Annotated in this window: 15 protein-coding genes; 8 read left to right on the top strand and 7 right to left on the bottom strand. The window is 39.1% G+C overall.

The genetic code is table 11. The features are described 5' to 3' along the window. Positions 1-59: 59 nt before the first annotated feature. The gene (locus tag ACLBWE_RS03840; protein WP_447601270.1) at positions 60-635 is read right to left on the bottom strand and encodes a DUF805 domain-containing protein; all 576 of its coding nucleotides are present in this window, start codon (positions 633-635) and stop codon (positions 60-62) included. A 294-nt stretch (positions 636-929) separates the two neighbouring features. On the opposite strand from ACLBWE_RS03840, the gene acs reads away from it, so the two are divergent. After that, positions 930-2,879: an acetate--CoA ligase gene (acs, locus tag ACLBWE_RS03835; RefSeq protein ID WP_132070591.1), complete on the top strand. Its 1,950-nt coding sequence runs from the start codon at positions 930-932 to the stop codon at positions 2,877-2,879. Between the two features lie 43 nt (positions 2,880-2,922). Here acs and ACLBWE_RS03830 read toward each other — a convergent pair whose 3' ends face one another. After that, a complete protein-coding gene (locus tag ACLBWE_RS03830; protein WP_003654046.1) occupies positions 2,923-3,465 on the bottom strand; it encodes a cysteine hydrolase family protein in 543 nt (180 codons plus the stop codon). 105 nt (positions 3,466-3,570) lie between these two features. Between ACLBWE_RS03830 and ACLBWE_RS03825 the strand changes: the two genes are divergently transcribed. Beyond that, positions 3,571-3,984 (top strand): Lrp/AsnC family transcriptional regulator, encoded by a 414-nt coding sequence (locus tag ACLBWE_RS03825; protein ID WP_004639939.1) that lies wholly within the window; start codon positions 3,571-3,573, stop codon positions 3,982-3,984. A gap of 94 nt (positions 3,985-4,078) precedes the next feature. On the opposite strand, the gene sfnG is transcribed toward ACLBWE_RS03825, so the two are convergent. Together sfnG and msuE are read right to left on the bottom strand one after the other, a co-directional pair. Beyond that, on the bottom strand, positions 4,079-5,191 hold the full coding sequence (gene sfnG / locus ACLBWE_RS03820; protein ID WP_035358286.1) for a dimethylsulfone monooxygenase SfnG: 1,113 nt from the start codon (positions 5,189-5,191) through the stop codon (positions 4,079-4,081). A gap of 45 nt (positions 5,192-5,236) precedes the next feature. Continuing rightward, complete coding sequence (msuE, locus tag ACLBWE_RS03815; protein WP_004639934.1) at positions 5,237-5,974, bottom strand: FMN reductase; 738 nt, start codon at positions 5,972-5,974, stop codon at positions 5,237-5,239. Positions 5,975-6,350: 376 nt separating this feature from the next. Here msuE and ACLBWE_RS03810 point away from each other — a divergent pair, with 376 nt between their 5' ends. After that, a complete protein-coding gene (locus ACLBWE_RS03810) occupies positions 6,351-7,001 on the top strand; it encodes a response regulator (RefSeq protein WP_003654038.1) in 651 nt (216 codons plus the stop codon). A 45-nt stretch (positions 7,002-7,046) separates the two neighbouring features. On the opposite strand, the gene ACLBWE_RS03805 is transcribed toward ACLBWE_RS03810, so the two are convergent. Both ACLBWE_RS03805 and ACLBWE_RS03800 read right to left on the bottom strand, forming a co-directional pair. Next, the gene (locus tag ACLBWE_RS03805) at positions 7,047-7,814 is read right to left on the bottom strand and encodes a hypothetical protein (protein ID WP_003654036.1); all 768 of its coding nucleotides are present in this window, start codon (positions 7,812-7,814) and stop codon (positions 7,047-7,049) included. 388 nt (positions 7,815-8,202) lie between these two features. After that, positions 8,203-11,700, bottom strand: a complete 3,498-nt coding sequence (locus tag ACLBWE_RS03800; protein WP_080027969.1) for a hybrid sensor histidine kinase/response regulator — start codon at positions 11,698-11,700, stop codon at positions 8,203-8,205. A gap of 182 nt (positions 11,701-11,882) precedes the next feature. On the opposite strand from ACLBWE_RS03800, the gene ACLBWE_RS03795 reads away from it, so the two are divergent. The 4 genes from ACLBWE_RS03795 (at position 11,883) to ACLBWE_RS03780 (ending at position 16,930) form a co-directional block, all read left to right on the top strand. Next, the gene (locus tag ACLBWE_RS03795) at positions 11,883-12,215 is read left to right on the top strand and encodes a DUF485 domain-containing protein (RefSeq protein ID WP_017388650.1); all 333 of its coding nucleotides are present in this window, start codon (positions 11,883-11,885) and stop codon (positions 12,213-12,215) included. A gap of 1 nt (position 12,216) precedes the next feature. Further along, positions 12,217-13,932, top strand: coding sequence for a cation acetate symporter (locus ACLBWE_RS03790; RefSeq protein WP_447601264.1), 1,716 nt, complete (start codon positions 12,217-12,219; stop codon positions 13,930-13,932). Between the two features lie 170 nt (positions 13,933-14,102). Beyond that, a complete protein-coding gene (locus tag ACLBWE_RS03785) occupies positions 14,103-14,795 on the top strand; it encodes an ion channel (protein ID WP_003654029.1) in 693 nt (230 codons plus the stop codon). A gap of 167 nt (positions 14,796-14,962) precedes the next feature. Then, positions 14,963-16,930: a BCCT family transporter gene (locus ACLBWE_RS03780; protein ID WP_447601262.1), complete on the top strand. Its 1,968-nt coding sequence runs from the start codon at positions 14,963-14,965 to the stop codon at positions 16,928-16,930. 60 nt (positions 16,931-16,990) lie between these two features. On the opposite strand, the gene omp33-36 is transcribed toward ACLBWE_RS03780, so the two are convergent. Beyond that, complete coding sequence (gene omp33-36 / locus ACLBWE_RS03775) at positions 16,991-17,899, bottom strand: porin Omp33-36 (RefSeq protein ID WP_005038066.1); 909 nt, start codon at positions 17,897-17,899, stop codon at positions 16,991-16,993. Between the two features lie 1,008 nt (positions 17,900-18,907). Here omp33-36 and ACLBWE_RS03770 point away from each other — a divergent pair. Beyond that, positions 18,908-20,617: a GGDEF domain-containing protein gene (locus ACLBWE_RS03770; RefSeq protein ID WP_447601259.1), complete on the top strand. Its 1,710-nt coding sequence runs from the start codon at positions 18,908-18,910 to the stop codon at positions 20,615-20,617. Positions 20,618-20,651: the final 34 nt, after the last annotated feature.

Below are 20,651 nucleotides of genomic sequence, written 5' to 3'. Positions count from 1 at the left end.
AGGAGATAAAATGTGCGCCTACTATAATGAGTTCATCTGAATAATAAAGTGTTTTTTAATTAAAAGTATTCCGTTCCTTTTTGTAAGATTTGTGTCGGTGTCTCTAGGGTATCGGTTCCTGAGAAATAATAAAAAATTCCTGCTGTTGAAATGAGGCTAATTAAAATAGCCACTAAAATAAGCCAAGCCATGAGTTTTTCTATAAACGTTGAAGGTCGAAAAGGACCATATTGATTAGTGCCTGCTGTACCTGAGGCAAGCAGTAAATAAATCATAAAAAAGAATTGAACAACCGGAATAAGCAACAGCAACCCCATCCAGCCACTCTTATTTAAATCGTGCAGACGTCGAACAACGAGAACAATATTTAAATAAATTAAAAACAGCCAAAAAGCCCAGATGACTAAAGCGCTAATGCCTGAAAGAGAGCTATAAAATTCAAAATTAAATAGATCGCTGGATAGCTGAAAACTTCCAAGAAACGAGGCCAAAATAAAGTAGCCTACTATGGTAAGCAAATAGATGAGTCCATATCCACCTAAATAGCTCATACGATTAAAGCGCCCATGAATTGAAAAAGGACTATCTTTAAAAGGGAGCTGGGGTGGGCGTGAGGAGGTTGTTTGGGCAAACATATTATTTTATTCCTGTGTTGCGTATGAGAGACAAAATAATCTTTGTTGATGATCAAAACCATCAAATCTTGAAAAAATTATAAAAGTAAAAGCTATAGACAAATGTTTTAAATCAACTTAATTTTATAAAAATGTTCACAATTTCGTATGCTTGAGTAAGTGGTTAATATATGACCAAAGTCGCATTGTTTGGACTTTGAAAGAGTCATCATACTGCAAAGGCATGCAAATAAGATCCAGTAAAATAATAGCCACAGTCTCGAGATGGGATGCACAAGATCAAGGAAGTTGCGTATGAATGAGATCTATCCAGTACCAGAGGAATTTAAAAAAACAGCTCGTACTGTTGAAGCAGACTACTTTAAACGTTATCAACACTCTATCGAGAACCCAGATGAATTCTGGGCAGAGCAAGCTAAAATTGTCGATTGGATAAAGCCATTTACCCAAGTTAAAAATACGAGTTTTGACAAAGACAATTTCAAAATTGAATGGTTTGCCGATGGTGAGTTGAATGTGTCGGCAAACTGCCTAGACAGGCATCTTAAAGAACATCCTCATAAACCTGCAATTATTTGGGAAGGCGATCATCCTTCTCGCCATAAAATTGTTTCTTATAAAGAATTACACGATGAAGTCTGCCGCTTTGCCAACGTTTTAAAGAAATATGGCATTGGTAAGGGTGACCGCGTTGTGCTCTATATGCCAATGGTCACTGAAGCTGCAATTGCCATGTTAGCCTGTGCTCGTATTGGCGCGGTTCACTGTGTGGTATTTGGTGGTTTCTCACCAGACTCTTTAGCAAGTCGTATTGAAGATAGCCAAGCTAAACTTGTCATTACGGCAGACTCAAGCCTACGTGCCGGTAAGTTGTTACCACTCAAAGAAAATGTCGATTTGGCTTTAGCGTTGCCGGGTACAGAGTGTGTTGAAAATGTAGTTGTGGTTTACCGTAATGCGAACCCGATCGAAATGAAGCCGGGCCGTGATTTGTGGTATCACCTTATTATTATGGAGGTTGATGCAAACTGTCCTCCAGAGCCTATGAAGGCAGAAGACCCGTTATTTATTCTTTATACTTCAGGTTCTACAGGTAAACCTAAAGGCGTTTTGCATACTACAGGTGGTTATTTAGTCTATGTAACAAGTACTTTTAAAGAAGTATTTGATTTAAAACAAGATGATGTGTACTGGTGTACAGCCGATGTAGGCTGGATTACAGGACATAGTTATCTGATCTATGGACCACTCGCAAATGGCACCACAACCTTAATGTTTGAAGGTGTGCCTCAATATCCAACGTGGGCACGTCTTGGTCATGTAGTCGATAAGCACAAAGTCTCTATTTTATATACGGCTCCAACCGCGATTCGCGCCATGATGCGTGAGGGCGATTCATATGTTCGTGAGAGTAACCGTAGTAGCTTACGTTTACTTGGTTCTGTCGGTGAACCCATTAACCCTGAGGCCTGGAACTGGTACTACAATGTAGTTGGTGAAGGCCGTTGCCCAATTGTTGATACATGGTGGCAAACCGAAACTGGCGGTATTTTAATTGCGCCATTGCCAGGAGCAACAGCTTTAAAACCGGGTTCCGCAACACGTCCGTTATTTGGTATTCAACCTGCCATTGTAGATGGTGAAGGTAATGAGCTAGAAGGTGTAGCAGAAGGCAATCTAGTCATTAAAGATTCATGGCCAGGCCAGATGCGTACCATTTGGGGTGATCCAGATCGCTTTATCGAGGCTTATTTCTCGACCTTTAAAAATAACTACTTTACAGGTGACGGTGCTCGCCGTGATGAAGATGGCTATTACTGGATCACAGGCCGCGTAGATGATGTCTTAAACGTTTCAGGTCACCGTCTGGGTACGGCTGAAATTGAAAGTGCTTTGGTGTCGCATGAATCAGTAGCAGAAGCTGCGGTGGTGGGAATGCCACATGATATTAAAGGGCAGGGTATTTGTACTTTTGTGACCTTACAAGCGGGTGTGCCAGAGTCGGAAGAGCTGCGTAAAGAGTTAATTAACTGGGTACGTAAAGTACTTGGACCAGTGGCTTCGCCAGATGCACTACACTGGGCACCAGCATTACCTAAAACGCGTTCTGGTAAAATCATGCGCCGTATTTTAAGAAAAATTGCGGCAAATGAGTTAGATAGTTTAGGTGATACCTCAACCTTGGCTGAACCTGCTGTGGTAGATCAGTTAATCGCAACGGTCTATCCTGATAAGCAAAACTAATTTTTAAAAAAGCCCCAAATGGGGCTTTTTTATTGAACCTTATTTAAGATTTCGCTAGAAAATCGGCAGTACTTTGTACATTTGCAAACGTACTAAGCGCAGTTAAAAAAGCAGTTTGCACGTCTTCAGCTTTTACAGTTTTTCCGTCATGGCTTAAATCACGTGTTGCGGTGGCATCTGCAATTAAGATTGGTTGATAACCTAACTCCTTAGCGGCACGTGTCCCTGAGTCAATACACATATGCGTCATCATGCCTGTAATCACGAGTTGCTCAATTTGATGTGCTTTTAAAAGTTCATCTAAATTGGTTTCTAAAAAACTGTTTGGATAATGCTTTATCACAATTAATGCGTCGTTTTGAGCGTTGAGTTCAGGGTGAAGTAAAACACCGTCGGTATTTTCTTGAAAGAAGCTCGCCTGTGGTGGGTTAATATGTTGTACATAAATAATTGGAAGATTTTTCTCACTAAAATATTGTTCAAGCTGTTTTATTTTTTCTAGTGCTTGATCTGGCCCAACCAATTCCATTTTGCCATTTTTAAAATAATCATTTTGTACATCGATAATTAATAGTGCTTGTTTCATGAGATCACTCTTGTTGATATGAGATAAAACAAGATTATTCTCTGCTCGCAAAATCAGCTATAGTCAGATGAAAGCATTAACGCCAGTTTTCTTTCGCCATGAAAAATGAATATTGAATTAGACCCGATTGATCTAAAAATTATTGCATTACTCAAACAAGATTCCCGTTTAACAAATAAAGAGATTGGGCAGCGTGTTCACCGGACAGGGCAAGCTGTAGGGGCGCGCATAGCCCAGTTGATGGATGCAGGGGTTATTAAAAATTACACCATTACTGTTCAATACAGTCATAAACAATTTATTCATTTGCATTTAAATGAACAACGTGCATTTGAAGAAATTGAAAATTTGGTTAAGCAATATGAACAAATCGATGAATGCTTTAAGGTCATGGGAAATGCATGTTATATGATCGTCAGCCATTTCGAGCCCTCCGCATTAAATGAATTTATTGAGAAACTTTCAAAGTGGTGTCGCTATTCGGTTGAAACAGTGATTCGAGAAGTTGAAAAATCTTAAAAAAATAAAGGCTCCAAGCCGAGTCTTGGAGCCAATAAGTCTTTATTTTTAATTTATTGTTTTTATTGTCTTGCGCTGCTTTTACTGAAGTTTTTTAGGCTGATTTGGCTTGAAGTTCTATCTCCTTTTCTTGTTGAAGTTCTAATTGACGCACGAGCGGTAGAACTTTTTCCCCAAAATATTCTACCTCTTCAATAAAATGTAAGAAGCCAGAAAGAATCAAATCAACACCAACCTCTTTAAGCGCCACAATACGCTCTGCAATTTGTTGGGGTGTACCAATTAAATTGGTTTTAAAACCATCGTTATATTGCACTAGATCTTCAAAACTTGATTTCGCCCAGTTACCTTGTTGCTCTGGTGAGGCTGCACCTGCTTCACGTGTTGCATCGCCAAATGCATTCACCGCTTCCGTATTGGCTTTATCAATAATTTCTTGAAGTACCGCTTTTGCTTCTTCTTCGGTATCTCTGGCAATAATGAAGGCATTCACCCCAATTTTGACATGATGATTGTTGGCTTTTGCTTTAGTACGAATGTCTTCGACTTGTTTTTGAATCTCTTCTACCGTATTACCATTGGTGAAATACCAGTCAGATACACGAGAAGCCATGTCACGTGCAGCACGGGAGCTACCACCCTGAAACACTTCAATATAAGGCTTTTGTAAAGGCTTCGGTTTAAGTGTGTAGTTTTGGAATTGGTAGTATTTACCATCGAAACTATAGTTATCGGTGGTCCAGATTCCTTTTAGAGTGCGAATGAATTCTTCAGAGCGGACGTAGCGTTGGTCATGCTCTGGCCATTCTTCACCAATCGCATCAAATTCTCCTCTAAACCAGCCACTGACCACATTAATGGCAATACGGCCTTCGGTTAGATAGTCGATTGTTGCAAGTTGTTTAGCAGCGAGTGCCGGTTTCCAAGGGCCGGGCAGAATAGCAGCAATGACCTTAAGTTTTTCAGTTTTTGCTAATAATGCATGACTGAAACTGACTGATTCATGCTGATTTTCTGCCCCATAGCCCGCCGTAAAACGAATTTGAGTGAGCGCATATTCAAAACCATTTTTTTCGGCAGCCTGTGCAAGTCGAACATTGTAGTCGTAACTCCAGTCTGTACGCTGCTCGATGTTACTCACTACAAGGCCACCGCTTACATTTGGTACCCAATAAGCAAATTTAATCGGTTGTTGTAATTGCGTCATGGTGCGCTCTCCCAAATTCGTTATTTTTATTTAGACATATTGCGGTTAGGCAACATGCGTTAATGATTTGCCAGACTTATGATGTAAGCGAGATTCCGCTGCATCAAGATCTGGGACAGCTGCTGAAGGTAAGACTTCTTCTTGCTCAATCTGTTTATTAATCCCAAGCTCTTGGTTCGCTTGCTGAGATTTAGATTTGATGACTTCAGCACGCTTACCTTTGGCTGGTGCCCATTCTAAAATTGGTAATGCGCGAGCTACTGCTAGCGTAATACGATCTGCTAATTGCTCACTTTTAACCGTGTATTCAGGGGTAAAGTCTCGATCTGTTGCATATACGCCAATTGGTAAAGTTTGTGCTTGGAAGAAGCTAAACAATGGACGTAGCTGATGCTCAAGTACAAGTGCATGACGATCACTACCGCCAGATGCTGCTAAAAGTACAGGCACATCGACCAATGCAGTTTGCTCAACAAAATCGAAGAAATGTTTGAATAGACCCGTAAAAGAAGCACGGTAAACAGGTGTACCTACAATTAAAGCATCTGCTGCTTCAACCGCTGCAAGATCGTCTTGTACACGCTGTGGAAGTTGGTTGCGATAAAATGCGCCGCCTAATAAAGGCCCAATTTCGCTTAATTTAATGAAATGAACTTTAATATCGATTGCTTCAGATAATTCATCAAGAATGGCTTGAACCAGACTTTCCGTTTTAGATGGGGTATTTAAGCCACCAGAAACAGCAACAATATTCAAAGGTTTTGGTGATGTGATACCAGTCATAATTTGGTTCCTAAGCCTAAAAAAGGTGATTGGACCTATTAATCAACAACGACGGTAAACTGTAAAATAACGAAATTGGTCAACCTTATCTGTTTTAAATATAAAAGATAAATAGTGGATTTTTATACTTTGTTTTTTTATTAAGTGGTTGTTTTTATTTTATATAATTATTGGTGATATATTTTTTATAATAAAAAGGAAGCTTATATAAAAAACAGATTAATTTTGATTAAAAGTTAAAAAACATCTGAAAATTTTTGCTAAGTTCTGCATTTATCAACATTTTGCATAAAAATGGATAAGATGAACGTATCTTTCATCTAAATAGTAGGGTTACAATAGGCCACAATTATGCTCAAGATTACTTTAATCGCTTATGAATATTTTAATCGTTGATGATCATCCTTTGTTTCGTCATGCTTTAATTCAAGCAGTACGTTATAGCCTGCCACAGGCACAAATTCATGAAACAGCTTCGGTTGATGAGTTTTATGAGCGTTTGGAAAATGGGGCAGAACCTGATCTGGTATTGCTTGATTTAAATTTACCGGGTGCTTCAGGCTTTTCTGCTTTAGTTTATGTGCGAGCACAGTATCCAGCTATTCCAATTATTGTGGTTTCTGCACATGAAGAAACTTCAATCATTCAGCGTGCGATTGCACATGGCGCGATGGGTTATATCCCTAAATCTGCGCATCCAAGTCATATTGGTGAAGCGATTCGTCAGGTCTTAGAAGGTGATATCTGGTTACCACCTAACTTGCCATCTAACCTTAATCTTGACCCTCGAGCGGCAGATGAAACTGCATTGGCAGAACGTATTCAGTCATTAACACCACAGCAGTTCCGTGTTTTGATGATGGTTGCAGAAGGCTTATTAAATAAACAGATTGCCTACGAGCTCGATGTTTCAGAAGCAACGATTAAAGCCCATGTGACAGCCATCTTTAGAAAATTGGGTGTACAAAATCGGACACAAGCTGTACTGGCAATTAGTGCATTAAATATTGAAGATAGAAAAATCTAAAATTAAAAAAAAGACCTCAATTGAGGTCTTTTTTATATGTGTGAATTAAGCAAGGCAATCTTGTTTTGGGGTTAGGCTGTCGCAGTACAATGGGTTGAGTGCGCATTGCAAATCATCAATTTGTTCTTGCGTCACATAACGTTTCATTTTTAAATATTCAGCTACGCGGTCATCACGCAAGCTTAAGAACGCCGCATCATAAACACCCAAATCCACAAACAGGGCAGCTGTTTCTAGGCTGTTGAATCGATCAAGGAAAATATCATTGCCATACATTAAGAAGATATGGTCGAGTTTTGCTTTCGCATCAACATGTAGACGTTCAGCAAGTTGATCTGGATGAGTCTTAATAAAGAGTAAATCAGAGAGTTCATCAAACTGAGTCATGTCTAACTGATTTTCTCCGAGTTTGACATGACCAAGCCAAGCTTTGAAAACGAGTACAGCGCCACCGCGAAGCAGCATGCTCCAGATTTGATGACGGGTATCGTGATCTAGATTTTCACTTTCCGCAGTGAGGACTTGTAAGAAGTTTTCTTCTTGTTGACCTAATTTATCAAATAGACCCAAACCTTGTGGATGGTAAGCAGCTGGGGCAAATACATCAAAATTCAAATCATGAAAAATATTGAGCGCGAGCGGAACGGCGCACTGATAAATGGTATTTAATGCTTTGATATGTGCTTCATTGAGTTTGCTGTTGGGAAAAATGCTTTGCCAATCTAATTCAGGAAGTAAAGCATTGGCACTGTATTGACGATAAAACTGTTGAGATGAGAGTTGCCCTTGTGGGGATGTATCAAAAGTATTCATGGCAATTGTCCTTTGCATTAATCAGTTGGTATGGATGTTTTATAAATTGGAAATGGGCTATGAAATCTTGAAGCATATAAAATGCACATCGATTATTTATGGAACATGAAGAATGCAAGTGGAATACGACTAAAGTTGTATATGTGCTTTTTTGGTTTATTTTCTTATAAAAAATATAAGCTTATTAAATTGTAACTAGGTGTACACGTGTTCACTTACAAAAAAGGTGGGCTTTGCCATAGGAAAAGGGGCATTGGAAAGTTTGGTCAATTATTTCTTGGGTAAAAGTAGACTTTTTGAGCAGTTCTGCCTATTGGCTTAAATTAAGCCAATAATTTTTGCCAAGGATCTCTCCCAAACCTATAAAAAAGTCTGGAAGAGAAAATATTTAATCTGCTGCACTGGCAATTTTAAGCCCAGATAACCAAGCTCTTAATGAAGCAGGTTTAAGTGGTTTCTTGAGTAAAACAATATTCAGCTCTTTAAGCTGCTGAGGTAACTCAGGGTGAGAGTCAGCGGTAATTAAAGCAACTGGAACGTCATGCTGTCGATTTTGCATAATAAAATCGACGCCGAGTTGGTTGTTATTCAGGTGTTGGTCGATGAGCCAGACCTGAATATTTTCCTTTTGAATAATCTCAAGCGCTTGTTCGGGTTCAGTGGCTTTAAAGACCTGATAGCCCCATTTACCCAATAAACTACTCATACCTTCTAAAATAGTTTCATCGTTGTCCAGACATAAAATACGGTAGGCTTTGGTTTTTAAAGGTACTGTCTGCACGGTTGGGGTAATGACTTTTGGTGCTTCTACGACTGGAACTTCAATCATAAAGCATGAGCCTTTATCGAGCTGAGAGTAGACATGAACAGGATAATTCAGCAAACCTGTCATACGCTGCACAATAGCCAGTCCTAAACCTAAACCTTGCTCTCCCCAAGGTGATAGATGTCCACAGCGTTCGAATTCTTGAAACAGTTTAATTCGTTGTTCTTCCGCAATTCCGGGGCCTGTATCCCAAACACCAATTCGAATATGACCTGACTGTTGCGCCGAGCGTAGAACACCCACAACCACTCGGCCTTTTGCTGTATAGCGTAAAGCATTGCTGACAAAGTTCTGAATAATACGTCGAATCCATTGTGGATCTGTGTCAATCCAGAAAGATACATCATGAACTTTCAGTGAAATATTTCGCTGAGCAGCAATCGATTTAAACTGTAGTTCAAGATCGCTAAGTAAATCGTGTAACGGATAAGGTTGTCTTTTTGGCTGTATGCTGCCGCCTTCTAAACGGGCAATATCGAGTAGGGCAGAGAGCATGCTTTCTGCACCATATAGAGCACGATCAAGTTGCTGCAAAGTCTGACGGTCTTCTTCGGTTGCGATGCTCTGTTCAAGAACGGTGCTAAACAGGCGAGCGGCATGCATTGGCTGTAATAAGTCATGGCTTGCCGCAGCGATAAAGCGGCTTTTCGACATATTCGCCATATCGGCTTGTTCACGTGCAAGTTGTTGTTCGGTTAAGGCATCGGCAAGCTGCTGGGTTCGGTTTTTTACTCGGGCTTCGAGTATTGCTTCATTTGTACGGAAAGGAGTAATGTCGGCGAATGTTGTCACAAAGCCTCCACCTGAAATAGGATTACCGCGCATTTGAATAACCCGACCATCTTTACGGATTCGTTCAAATTCATGTGCGCTCCCGACTTTCATCCAATGCAAGCGTTTACGAACATGTTCTTCGACTGAACCAGGGCCACATTCGCCTCGTTCAGCGTTATAACGAATTAAGTCGGCAATTGGACAGCCAACGTACACCAAGTCTTTAGGATAACCAAACAGTTTTAAATATTGATTATTCCACGCCACCAGACACATGTTTTTATCGACTACGCTGACACCTTGGGTCATGTGGTCAATCATGGTCATAAGTAAGTTTTGGTTAAAACGTTGCCATTGCGAGGCTTGGTCCAGAATATTAGCAACTTGGCCTAACGCCAGACCATTATTAATCATTGCTGTAGTGAGCAAAGTACGTGCAGAGGCTGCCCCAATAATGCCGGCTAGATATTGCTCGGTAAACCGCCACCACATACCATTCGCAATGCTATTTTCATTAAGTATTAAATGATTTTGTTCACAGAAATTTTCAAAGGCTTGTGTTGTTGGTTGCTCACCAGTAATTCTTTTGGCAAGTGCAAAGAGATCACCTACTTTTAAACGTGCTGCATCATGCGGTAAATAGGTTAAATCGGTAGAGGTGTGCGGTGATGGCAATGGTTTTGTTTCATAATAGAAGAAACTTTCAGCCTGAATTTGCTCTGCCACACTTGGGCGGTAGAGTTTAGAAATCCAGATATATAAAAGAATATTTAAACCAAGCGACCAAATGACACCATGTGTGAGTGGTGCAAATGATTCAAAACCAAATAATGATTCAGGACGTAGCGCATTGATTCCAAAAGGGCCAAAAAGCAAGATACTCTGAGCCGCTTCCTGATAGGCTTCTGGCAAACTACGTAAGATCGTTGGAAATAGTAAAGTATAACTCCACATTAAAAATCCAATGATGAGTCCCGCATATACGCCCTGACGACTTCCACCACGCCAGTACAAACCACCAATGAGAGCAGGGGCAAATTGAGCGACTGCACTAAAAGCCAATAAACCAAATACTGAAAGCTGGTTAATATCATTAAAGAAATGGAAGAATAAAAAGCCAAGTAGCATCACTGCAACAATACTAATGCGGCGACTAAACTTAAGAACTTTAGGAAGATGCTTATCATGGCGCGAGAGCACTTTAAAACGCCAGAGCGCAGGCATAATTAAGTCATTACTTAGCATGATAGACAGGGCAACTGACGAAACCAGTAACATGCCTGTTGATGCAGAGAATCCACCTAAAAAAGCCAGTAAAGCCAGCCCTTCTTGGTTATAGCTAAGTGGTAATGACAACACGGCAACATCAGGTACAGTCAAGAACTTCGGTGCGGCATGCAACGCCCAGCTTGCGATCGGAATAATGGCTAAAATCGTTAAAATGAGATAAACCGCAAACCATTTACGCGCACCACGGATATGCTTTTCGTCACGCAGCTCGACTACTGCCACATGAAACTGACGTGGCAGGCAGATAATTGCTAAACCTGCCAATAAGGTCTGAATCCAGAATGTTTCAGGTACTCCAAATAACTGAACTTCCTGAAAGGTTTGGTTTACATCGGCTGTGACTTGTACTAGGTTCGCTGGTGTTTCAAAAATAAAAAATAAAGCGACGCAAATGAGTGCGAATAATTTTACAAAAGATTCAAATGCGACGGCGAGCATGAGACCGCCATGTTGTTCGGTATTTGCGATTTGTCTTGTACCAAAAATCATGGCCAAAATAGCCAGTACACTGGTTAAAAGCAAAACACTATTGGTGGTTGTATGGATATGAGCATTCTGTTCCATAATGACAGACGTACTTAAAGCAATCGCACGTAGCTGTAGGGCCAGATAGGGGATAATTGCGATTACGGCCAAAATGGTAACCAGTGATGCCAAGACACCGCTTTTTCCGTAACGTGCAGCAATAAAGTCGGCAATTGATGAAATAGCATGGTGTTGGCGTACTCGACCTAAACGCCGCCAAATGTCATAGCCGAACCAGACAAATAAAAGTGGACCTAAGTAAATCGGTAAGAAAATCACGCCTTCGCGAACAGCGGCTCCAGTCGCGCCGTAAAATGTCCATGATGAGCAGTAAACACCTAAGGTTAAGCTGAACAAGAACATGCGGCCACGTGTACTCAGACGGCTGGCATGCTTTTCACCAAAAAAAGCACAAATAAATAAGAGTGCTATATAAAGGGTGAGTACCCCAATAATCAGCCAGCTGTTCATATGACTCACATGATTAGAACCTTGTGCCTATCATACCCCAAGCAGAAACAAAGCTATAAATTGATTAAATTTTAACGACCAAAGTCTAAGTTACGAATTACACGGAATTTTGCTAACTTAAATCCTGAGAAACTACTATTAAAAAAGTGGCCAAGGCTGGGCACTGGGCAAGGAGTTTGGTTATGGATCAGAACCAAGTAGAACAGATTCTACGCAATCCAAAGTTTCAAAAGATGGTCAAGAAAAAAAGTACATTAAGTTGGACGCTCACAGTCATCATGTTAGTGCTTTATGTGGGCTTTATGCTACTTGTGGGCTACAACAAAGAATTTTTGATGAGTTCATTTAGTGGTGGTGTGACGACATGGGGAATCCCGCTAGGTTTAGGAATTATTGTTTTATCTTTCCTACTGTGTGGTGTGTATTCCTTTATTGCAAATCACACCCTTGATCAGTTGAGTGAAGAAGCGTTGAAGGAAGTTGAAGCCATCACGCACGATAAAGGACTACACTAATATGAAATGGAATTCATTAAAAGCGAAAGTCTTGCTGACAGCAGCATCGCTATATTCAACAATCGCTATGGCGGGTCCTGACTTAGGTGAAGCTGAACAACAAGCAACCAACTGGCATGCCATCATCATGTTCTTAATTTTTGTTGGTTTCACTTTGTTTATTACCAAGTGGGCTGCAAAACAAACCCAATCAACACAAGACTTCTATACGGCAGGTGGCGGTATCAGCGGTTTCCAGAATGGTCTGGCAATTGCGGGTGACTATATGTCTGCTGCATCTTTCCTTGGTATTTCTGCACTTGTGTTTAGTTCGGGCTTTGATGGCTTACTTTACTCGCTTGGGTTCATGGTAGGTTGGCCAATCGTTTTATTCTTAATTGCAGAACGTTTGCGTAACCTTGGTAAATATAACCTTTCAGATGTGGTTTCATTTCGTCTTGAAGAAAAACCAGTACGTACTTTAGCTGCGGTCAGTTCACTTGTTGTTGTGGCATTCTATTTGATTGCTCAAATGGTAGGTGCGGGTCAGCTCATCAAATTACTATTTGGTTTGAACTACAACATTGCTGTAGTCATCGTTGGTCTATTGATGATGGCCTATGTAATCTTTGGTGGTATGTTGGCAACGACATGGGTACAAATTATCAAAGCGGTCATGTTACTCAGTGGCGCAACCTTCATGGCATTCATGGTGATGAAAGGAGTTGGCTTTAGTTTCAGCAACATGTTTACCCAATCAATTGAAGTATTCAGTAAAGTGCATGATGTAAGCTTGACCGATGCTGCAAAAATTATGGGGCCAGGTAAACTTGCAGCAAACCCAATTGATGCCTTGTCTCTTGGTTTGGCATTAATGTTTGGTACAGCTGGTTTACCGCACATTCTTATGCGTTTCTTTACAGTAAAAGATGCAAAAGAAGCGCGTAAATCGGTTGTGGTTGCGACAGGTTTTATTGGTTACTTCTACCTTCTAACTTTCATTATTGGTTTCGGTGCGATTCTTTTCGTATCAAACAATCCGCAATTCCTTGACGTTGCAAAAATGGCAGTAACAGGCAAACTTGAGCTTGTTGGTGGTAACAATATGGCAGCCGTACATTTAAGTGACGCTTTAGGCGGTGACTTATTCATGGGCTTCATTTCAGCAGTAGCGTTCGCAACCATTCTTGCTGTTGTTGCTGGTTTAACACTTTCAGGTGCATCTGCAATCTCTCACGATTTATACGCTAACGTATTCAAAAAAGGTCAAACTACCCCAGCTTCAGAGCTTCGCATGTCAAAAATTGCGACACTTGGTTTAGCTATTTTTGCCATGATTTTGGGTATTTTGTTTGAAAAGCAAAATGTGGCATTCATGGTAGGCTTGGCATTCTCTGTAGCTTGCTGTGCAAACTTCCCAGTTCTTGTTCTTTCAATGTTCTGGAAAGGTTTAACGACTCGTGGAGCCGTTATTGGTGGTGTTGTTGGTCTTGTAACAGCGGTAGTACTCATTATTCTGTCTAAAGCAGTTTGGGTAGATACTTTAAAAATCTCTGATACACCAATCAATCCATTCAATGGCCCAGCATTATTCGCAATGCCGTTGTCTTTCCTTTGCTGTTGGTTGTTCTCTGTTACCGATAACTCTGCACGTGCTAAAAAAGAGCGTGCTGCTTTCGATGCTCAATATGTTCGTTCAATGACAGGTATTGGGGCATCTGGTGCATCGGATCACTAAGATCAAATTGTTAGTTAATCCTTAAAAAAAGCCCTACGGGGCTTTTTTTATACTTATTTAATTTTCAATTTAGGGCTTAGATATTAATAAAGAACAACTTGTTTGCCTTGTTTTGTGTACAGTATGATTTGCTAGACCTCAAAAAGCATAATGAAACAAGGAAAATAATAATGCGATCTATCATCGAGTTCTGGGCGAGCTTTCGATTGCTACCTTCCGCATGGTTGCTGCTTGTGCAATTTATCTTACTCATTTTGGCTATGCTGACTTTTCATGATGTATTTTACCGCACACTTACATGGGCTTTAGGGGTGCTGGCCTTACTCATTATTGCCAAGGTTATTCGTCAAACCCCAATGTTTACTTTTCTCGGGTTAACATTTGTGAGTGGGGCGATTATATCCTCGGTATTTATTTTATTGGGTTATGGCAATTTATATGTTCAGGTTTTTGCACATGGCTGTGAAGCGCTAGCCTACTTTTCAGCAGCTTATGGCTTATTTCGTTATATGTTTGCCGATCAGTATTTAACAAGAGATGAGTTGTTTGCGGCAGCAGCAGTTTTTACGCTTATTGCTTGGGGTTTTGCATTTTTATATAACATTTGTCAGCTTATTCTTCCGTCTAGCTTTCAAAATCCAAATAACGTTCACCATTTACAGACGTGGTTAGATCTATTATTTCTCAGCTTTAGCTTGCAATCGGCTACAGGTTTATCTGACTTAATGCCTCTGAGCCCACCAGCACGCGTTTTAGCTATGCTGCAAATGTTCTGTGGAGTCATGTATTTGGCTTTAATCGTAACGCGATTAATTGCTTTACAATATATTACCCACCTCCCTAAAAAAAATTCAGATAAATAATGGAGGAGGTGTTTTAATTTATTTACACCTTTGTAACTGCAATATTCTTTAAGTTTATTTAGAGTGTTATCGGCTTTCTCTATTGAAAGCCCTAGCTTTGTTCATTCTATGAATATCTTATCGGCATTTAAGCCTGTCACTTGTCATTAAAATAACATGGAGGATTTATGCCTTCCAAACAGTCCGGTTGGTTCGCAAACGTTAATCCTAACGTATTTTTTGGTACGGTCATTATTATTGCTTTGTTTTTAGCAGTAGTGGTGATTGCTCCGAGTTCTTTTGAGCTTCTAACGCAACAATTAAAACAATGGATCACTGATTCATTTAGCTGGTTTTATGTTTTATCTGTTGCTTTCTTTCTCATCTTATTGATTTATATCGCCTGTTCATCGATTGGACGCATTAAATTAGGGCCTGATCATAGCCAGCCTGATTATAATAATGGGTCCTGGTTCGCCATGCTGTTTACCGCAGGGATGGGGATTGGTTTGATGTTCTTCGGTGTTGCTGAACCCGTCATGCATTACGTTAACCCCCCAAGTGGTGAGGCTCAAACGATTGATGCAGCACAGCAAGCACTAAGAGTAACCTTTTTCCACTGGGGGTTACATGCGTGGGCGATTTACGCTGTAGTCGGACTGGCTTTAGCTTATTTTGCCTATAGACATAATTTACCTTTGAAGACCCGTTCCGCACTTTATCCTCTGATTGGAAAAAAGATTTATGGCCCATTGGGCGATAGCATTGATATTTTTGCAACGATTGGAACCGTATTTGGTGTCGCGACATCTCTTGGCTTTGGGGTAACCCAGATCAATTCAGGTTTACATTATTTATTTGGTCTAGAGCAAAGTACTCATGTTCAAGTTCTACTCATTATTTTCGTGAGTATCTTGGCTTCTTTATCCGTATTCTTAGGTCTGGATAAAGGTGTAAAACGTTTATCAGAAATAAATTTAGTTCTCGCTGTAATTCTATTAGTATTTATTTTTATTGCTGGCCCAAGCATTTATTTACTTCAAACCACTATTCAAAACACTGGGCAATACCTCTCTAACCTTTTTACCATGACGTTCAATTTATATGCCTATCAGCCAAATGGATGGATTGGGGGGTGGACGATCTTGTATTGGGCTTGGTGGATTTCGTGGTCGCCTTTTGTTGGAATGTTCATTGCCCGCGTGTCACGTGGTCGTACCATTCGAGAATTTATTGTTGGGGTTCTGCTTATCCCAACTGGCTTTACCATTATCTGGATGGGCTTTTTAGGAAATGCTGCGTTATTTAGCATTATCCATGAGCATCAAACCACCTTAATTCAGGCGGTTCAACAAGATTCATCAGTCGCATTATTTGAATTTCTAAATCATTTACCTTTCTCTGGGGTAATGAATGTCTTGGCAACTGTTTTAGTGGTTTTATTTTTTGTGACCTCGGCCGACTCTGGTGCATTAGTCACTGATTATTTAACTGCAAAAACAGAAAACTCACCGACTTGGCAACGTCTGTTCTGGACAGTGCTTATGGCTGTACTCGCCATTATTTTATTATTGGTAGGTGGATTGGCCGCACTTCAGTCCTCAATCATTATGAGTGCATTACCATTTACTGTCGTCATGCTGTTAATGAGCTGGGGACTAATAAAGGCCTTGCATCTTGATGTCACTAAAATGACCGCTATTCAGGAAGCACGAATCACACCGCGTGCTATTCATAATCCACGAAGCTGGCAACAGCGTCTAGGATTAATCATGCACTATCCTCATAGTGAAGACGAAGTAAAGCAATATATTGAAAATCAGGTAAGCCGTGCTTTTGAAAATATTAAGCATGAATTGAAACGCCGTCATTTAGAAGTTTCAATTACTCAGCTTGAAGATGGTATGCAGCTTAGGGTAGACCATCACAATGAAATTAATTTTATTTATAAAGTTGTTTCACGTGAAACATTGCCACCAAGTTTTCTTATGGGGCGTATAGAAGCAGAAGATGGGCAATATTTTCAGGCTGAAGTGTTTTTACGAGAAGGTGGCCAGAACTATGATGTAATGGATTGGACGCAAGAAGATTTAATTCAAGACATTATTGATCAATACGAACGTCATCTGTATTTCTTAAATATTGTACGAAGCTAATATTTAGGTATAAAAAAAGGACTCAATAGAGTCCTTTTTTAATTCGATTTCTAAATTAAATTAGAAACGGAATTTAGTATTTAAGCCGATAGTTTGTGTATCGTAGCTAGTAGACGCATTTTTAACGTCAGCTTTCATGTACGATGCACCAACTGCTAAAGCAGGAGTAATGAAGTAGTTTACGTTACCACCCCAAGCTTGACGGAATTCACCAAGGTCATTACCTTTGATGTCAGCTACGCCATCGTTACCCACGAAAGATGCGCCAACACTTAACTTAGGAGTTAAGTAAAGGTCAGTTTTTAAACCGTATTGGTTTTCTTCACCGAAAGCACCAGCAGCTTCAAAACCAATTGCCATGTTAGTTCCATCGATTGGACCTACATATTTAGCACGTGCAGTAATAGCATCTTGGTCATTTTGGATCGCAGCAGTTTGGTTTACAGCAGAGTAGATACCGTTGCTGATGATGCCAAAGTTGTCTAAAGCGAATTGGTTAGCAACACTTGTATAACCAACAGTCATCAAGAAGTTAGGTAACAACATAGCACCAACTTCTAATGCATAACGGTCACCGTTGTCATCTTTAGAGAAGTTGTTTTTACCATCAACATCAGTGTGGTTGTAAGTTGCGCTAGCATATACAGGAAGGTAAGGAGTAGGAACGTAAGCCTCGCCTTTAACACCGTAAGTACCAACGTGGTAGTTTAAACCATTGTTTTGGTCATACTGTTGGTAGCTATAACCTAAAGATACGCTAGAAGCTTGATTCAAGAAAGCTGCTTCAGCTAATGGACCTTTAGCGGTATCAACATTTTTTAAATAGAATGTACCAGCAACGTCACCAGTGAAGTTTTTATCGTTTGCAGTTGTGTCAACATATTCAGATTGACCTTGAACTTCAAATTGATAAGCATGAGCACCGGTCATGGCTAATAATACAGCAGTGGCTAAACCAAGTTTTTTCATAATCATTTCCAGCAATAACAAGAGATAAAGCTGGGGTCATTGTATTGTAACAATTTATGAAGTCAATAATGAAAAAAAGGAATGTTAAAGATATTTGACACTTATGTTAAAATTGGTGAAAAACTAATCAAATGAAAAGTAAATTGTCAACCTGATAAAAAAATGAACATTTACAAGAGGCTAATAATTATATTTCATAGGGAATTTAGAAGTAAATGTTTAAAAGTTATTACAATTGTGATTGGAAAAATAGATTATCTTAATCGGTTTTAACATTAATAAAAGTATAATATTGTTTACAATGCGAATAAAAAATCATCGTTTTCTTATCGGATTTGTAATATTTTGAGGAATAGTTAACAATATTTAGATTAGTTTAACTAAAAAATTTAACTATTTTTAATTATTATATAAGTGAATAAGATAAAAGAAATCTCTATTTTAAGTTGAAAAATCGATTAAATTTTAAATTCTGATTAATTTAATCGACTTTACAAAAGTAGAGATAAGTCACATAATTCAATTGCAAAGTTCACTACCTAACGTTTTTAGGATTTAAAGTGCTTTCCCAGATACGATGTGTGTAGCACATCAGATTTTACGAGCTCAGCTTTCCCCAAGGTTGAGCTTTTTTTTATCTATAAGAAAATCTTAAAATTATAAGAAAAGTTATATGAAATTTATTGGAAAATAATAGATCAAAAAGAACCCAGCTAAAAGCTGGGCAGTGGATGCTGGGAGAAGTGCATCCAAGAGGATAACTAAATATGTTTTACTATCATTGCTAAAAATTTTTAATCTGTAAAATAGAGTTTTTTTATAAATATCATTCAATTTTTCGATCCCGTTTATTGTTTAAGCTTACTAAAATGTAGGAAACGTATAATTATTAAAAGAGAAATGAAGGGTTTATTGATGAAATTCTAGTTATTAAAATGCTAGGATGGATTTAAGCCTAATTTATATCGTAGTAAAAATGGCAGGACATTTACGGAGTACCAGCTAGAAATGTCAGGGTTACGTTCAGAGCACATTAGTAATCGACTGTTCTTTTTTATGCTGGTTATTATTTTGTCCTTATTATTCATGGCGATTCCCCTCATTGTGGGAAGCTATCAGGATTATATAAAAACTAGACAAGCCTTAGCCGAAATAAAAAGTTTAAGAGCTGTAGCCGATATTGCCTATAAAATTTCTAAGGAGCGTGCTCCAGCCAATAAAATGATGTCGAGCAGTCCTCATGATTTATTAAAGAATCAGCAAGAATTAAAAAAATTTCGTTTAATTGTCGATGCGCAAATTGATACAAGTATTCTTATCTTAAAACAAGCAGGTTATGTTTCATTAGCAAATGAGTTGCAAACCAACTTCAAAGAAAATCTTAGACAAGCTCGGCATGTGGTCGACTATTATGGTGAAATTCCATATGGAGCACGAACTTCCGTCCAAATGGATAATGCCATTTTAGGGATGTTTGGAGCATGGGATCATTGTAGGGAAATACTGCAAAAGCTGATGTTGCAGCTCAAAAGTAAAGATAGTCGTATTTCTAATTACTTTACGCTGATTATAGTTCTGACCGATATGCGAGATCAGGCCGGTCGTATGGCATCTAATATTATTGCTCCTGTGAGCTTTAATGAAGAAATTCCAAGTAATAATCGTGCGCGTTCTCTACAAACTCAGCATCAATCTAGATATTTATGGATTTTGGTCGATACCTTGCAGCCTGAACAGGCAAAGACCCCAGAATACCGTCGGTTATATTCCTGCGTGAAATCAGAATTTATAGACAAGGGTATTCCGATTGTAGAAAAGTTATTAGAAGAAAGCCAAAAAGGGGAGCCATATTATTTAAATGGCACTCAATTGACAGAAGCAATCGTGGGTAAATTTACTACTGTGGTTGATTTACAAAGTTATATTCTTGATGAAAGTGTTGTAATTGCCACTCAAGAAAATGTAATTGCTCGAAATGGTTTTCTTTTAACTTTATTAATTTCTTTAATTTCTCTAGCCACCGCGTTACTTACGCTTAATTATGCGCAAAGAAGGGTTTTTTCTCCTTTAATAAAAGCGAGGACTTTAATTTTAGATTTATCGCATAGTTCTGATCATTGGACAGATGAGATGAATGTAACAACAAAAGGTGAATTTTTTTCCTTATTTGAGGCGATTGATCGATTACAGCGTATGTTGCAACAACGCGATGCTTTTGAATTTCAATTAAAGAATATAGCCAATACAGATCCATTAACTGGTGTGTCCAACCGTCTCGCTTTATCTGAATATTTAAAAATTGTTGAAAGTTACCCTCAAAAATTTACGCAGACTTGTTTAATGATTATAGATATTGATCGTTTTAAACAGGTGAATGACCAATATGGGCATATTGTAGGTGATCATGTCATTGTTAATATTGCCGAGCAATTAAAGCAAAATATACGAAGTTCAGATTTAATTGTTCGTTATGGCGGAGATGAATTTTTAATATTATTAGAGCAGATGCAATTTATAGATGCACGACTTTTAGCAGAAAAAATTCGGATTGCCATTTCTTTACAAGAAATTGATTTGTCAGGTTCAGATGAAAAATTGCATGTGTCTGTGAGTATTGGTTTTGCGATAGGAGCGGCGAGTTGGATAGAGCTCTTAGAGAAAGCTGACCGTTCGCTATTAAGAGCCAAAGCCCGAGGGCGAAATGCAGTTGAGGGATAAAATGAATAGTTACGTAATTAGTAAATTCCATTAA

Source organism: Acinetobacter sp. M5A5_2a, from assembly GCF_053345265.1.
This window is presented reverse-complemented; position numbering and strand designations above follow the sequence as displayed.

Excerpts from the sequence above, each read along its gene's own strand:
- msuE (WP_004639934.1), bottom strand. The coding sequence starts at position 5,974 with ATGACTGGTATCACATCACCAAAACCTTTGAATATTGTTGCTGTTTCT.
- sfnG (WP_035358286.1), bottom strand. The coding sequence starts at position 5,191 with ATGACGCAATTACAACAACCGATTAAATTTGCTTATTGGGTACCAAAT.
- ACLBWE_RS03830 (WP_003654046.1), bottom strand. The coding sequence starts at position 3,465 with ATGAAACAAGCACTATTAATTATCGATGTACAAAATGATTATTTTAAA.
- ACLBWE_RS03785 (WP_003654029.1), top strand. The coding sequence starts at position 14,103 with ATGCGATCTATCATCGAGTTCTGGGCGAGCTTTCGATTGCTACCTTCC.
- ACLBWE_RS03795 (WP_017388650.1), top strand. The coding sequence starts at position 11,883 with ATGGATCAGAACCAAGTAGAACAGATTCTACGCAATCCAAAGTTTCAA.
- ACLBWE_RS03800 (WP_080027969.1), bottom strand. The coding sequence starts at position 11,700 with ATGAACAGCTGGCTGATTATTGGGGTACTCACCCTTTATATAGCACTC.
- acs (WP_132070591.1), top strand. The coding sequence starts at position 930 with ATGAATGAGATCTATCCAGTACCAGAGGAATTTAAAAAAACAGCTCGT.
- ACLBWE_RS03805 (WP_003654036.1), bottom strand. The coding sequence starts at position 7,814 with ATGAATACTTTTGATACATCCCCACAAGGGCAACTCTCATCTCAACAG.
- ACLBWE_RS03810 (WP_003654038.1), top strand. The coding sequence starts at position 6,351 with ATGAATATTTTAATCGTTGATGATCATCCTTTGTTTCGTCATGCTTTA.
- ACLBWE_RS03790 (WP_447601264.1), top strand. The coding sequence starts at position 12,217 with ATGAAATGGAATTCATTAAAAGCGAAAGTCTTGCTGACAGCAGCATCG.
- ACLBWE_RS03840 (WP_447601270.1), bottom strand. The coding sequence starts at position 635 with ATGTTTGCCCAAACAACCTCCTCACGCCCACCCCAGCTCCCTTTTAAA.
- ACLBWE_RS03825 (WP_004639939.1), top strand. The coding sequence starts at position 3,571 with ATGAATATTGAATTAGACCCGATTGATCTAAAAATTATTGCATTACTC.
- ACLBWE_RS03780 (WP_447601262.1), top strand. The coding sequence starts at position 14,963 with ATGCCTTCCAAACAGTCCGGTTGGTTCGCAAACGTTAATCCTAACGTA.
- omp33-36 (WP_005038066.1), bottom strand. The coding sequence starts at position 17,899 with ATGAAAAAACTTGGTTTAGCCACTGCTGTATTATTAGCCATGACCGGT.
- ACLBWE_RS03770 (WP_447601259.1), top strand. The coding sequence starts at position 18,908 with ATGTCAGGGTTACGTTCAGAGCACATTAGTAATCGACTGTTCTTTTTT.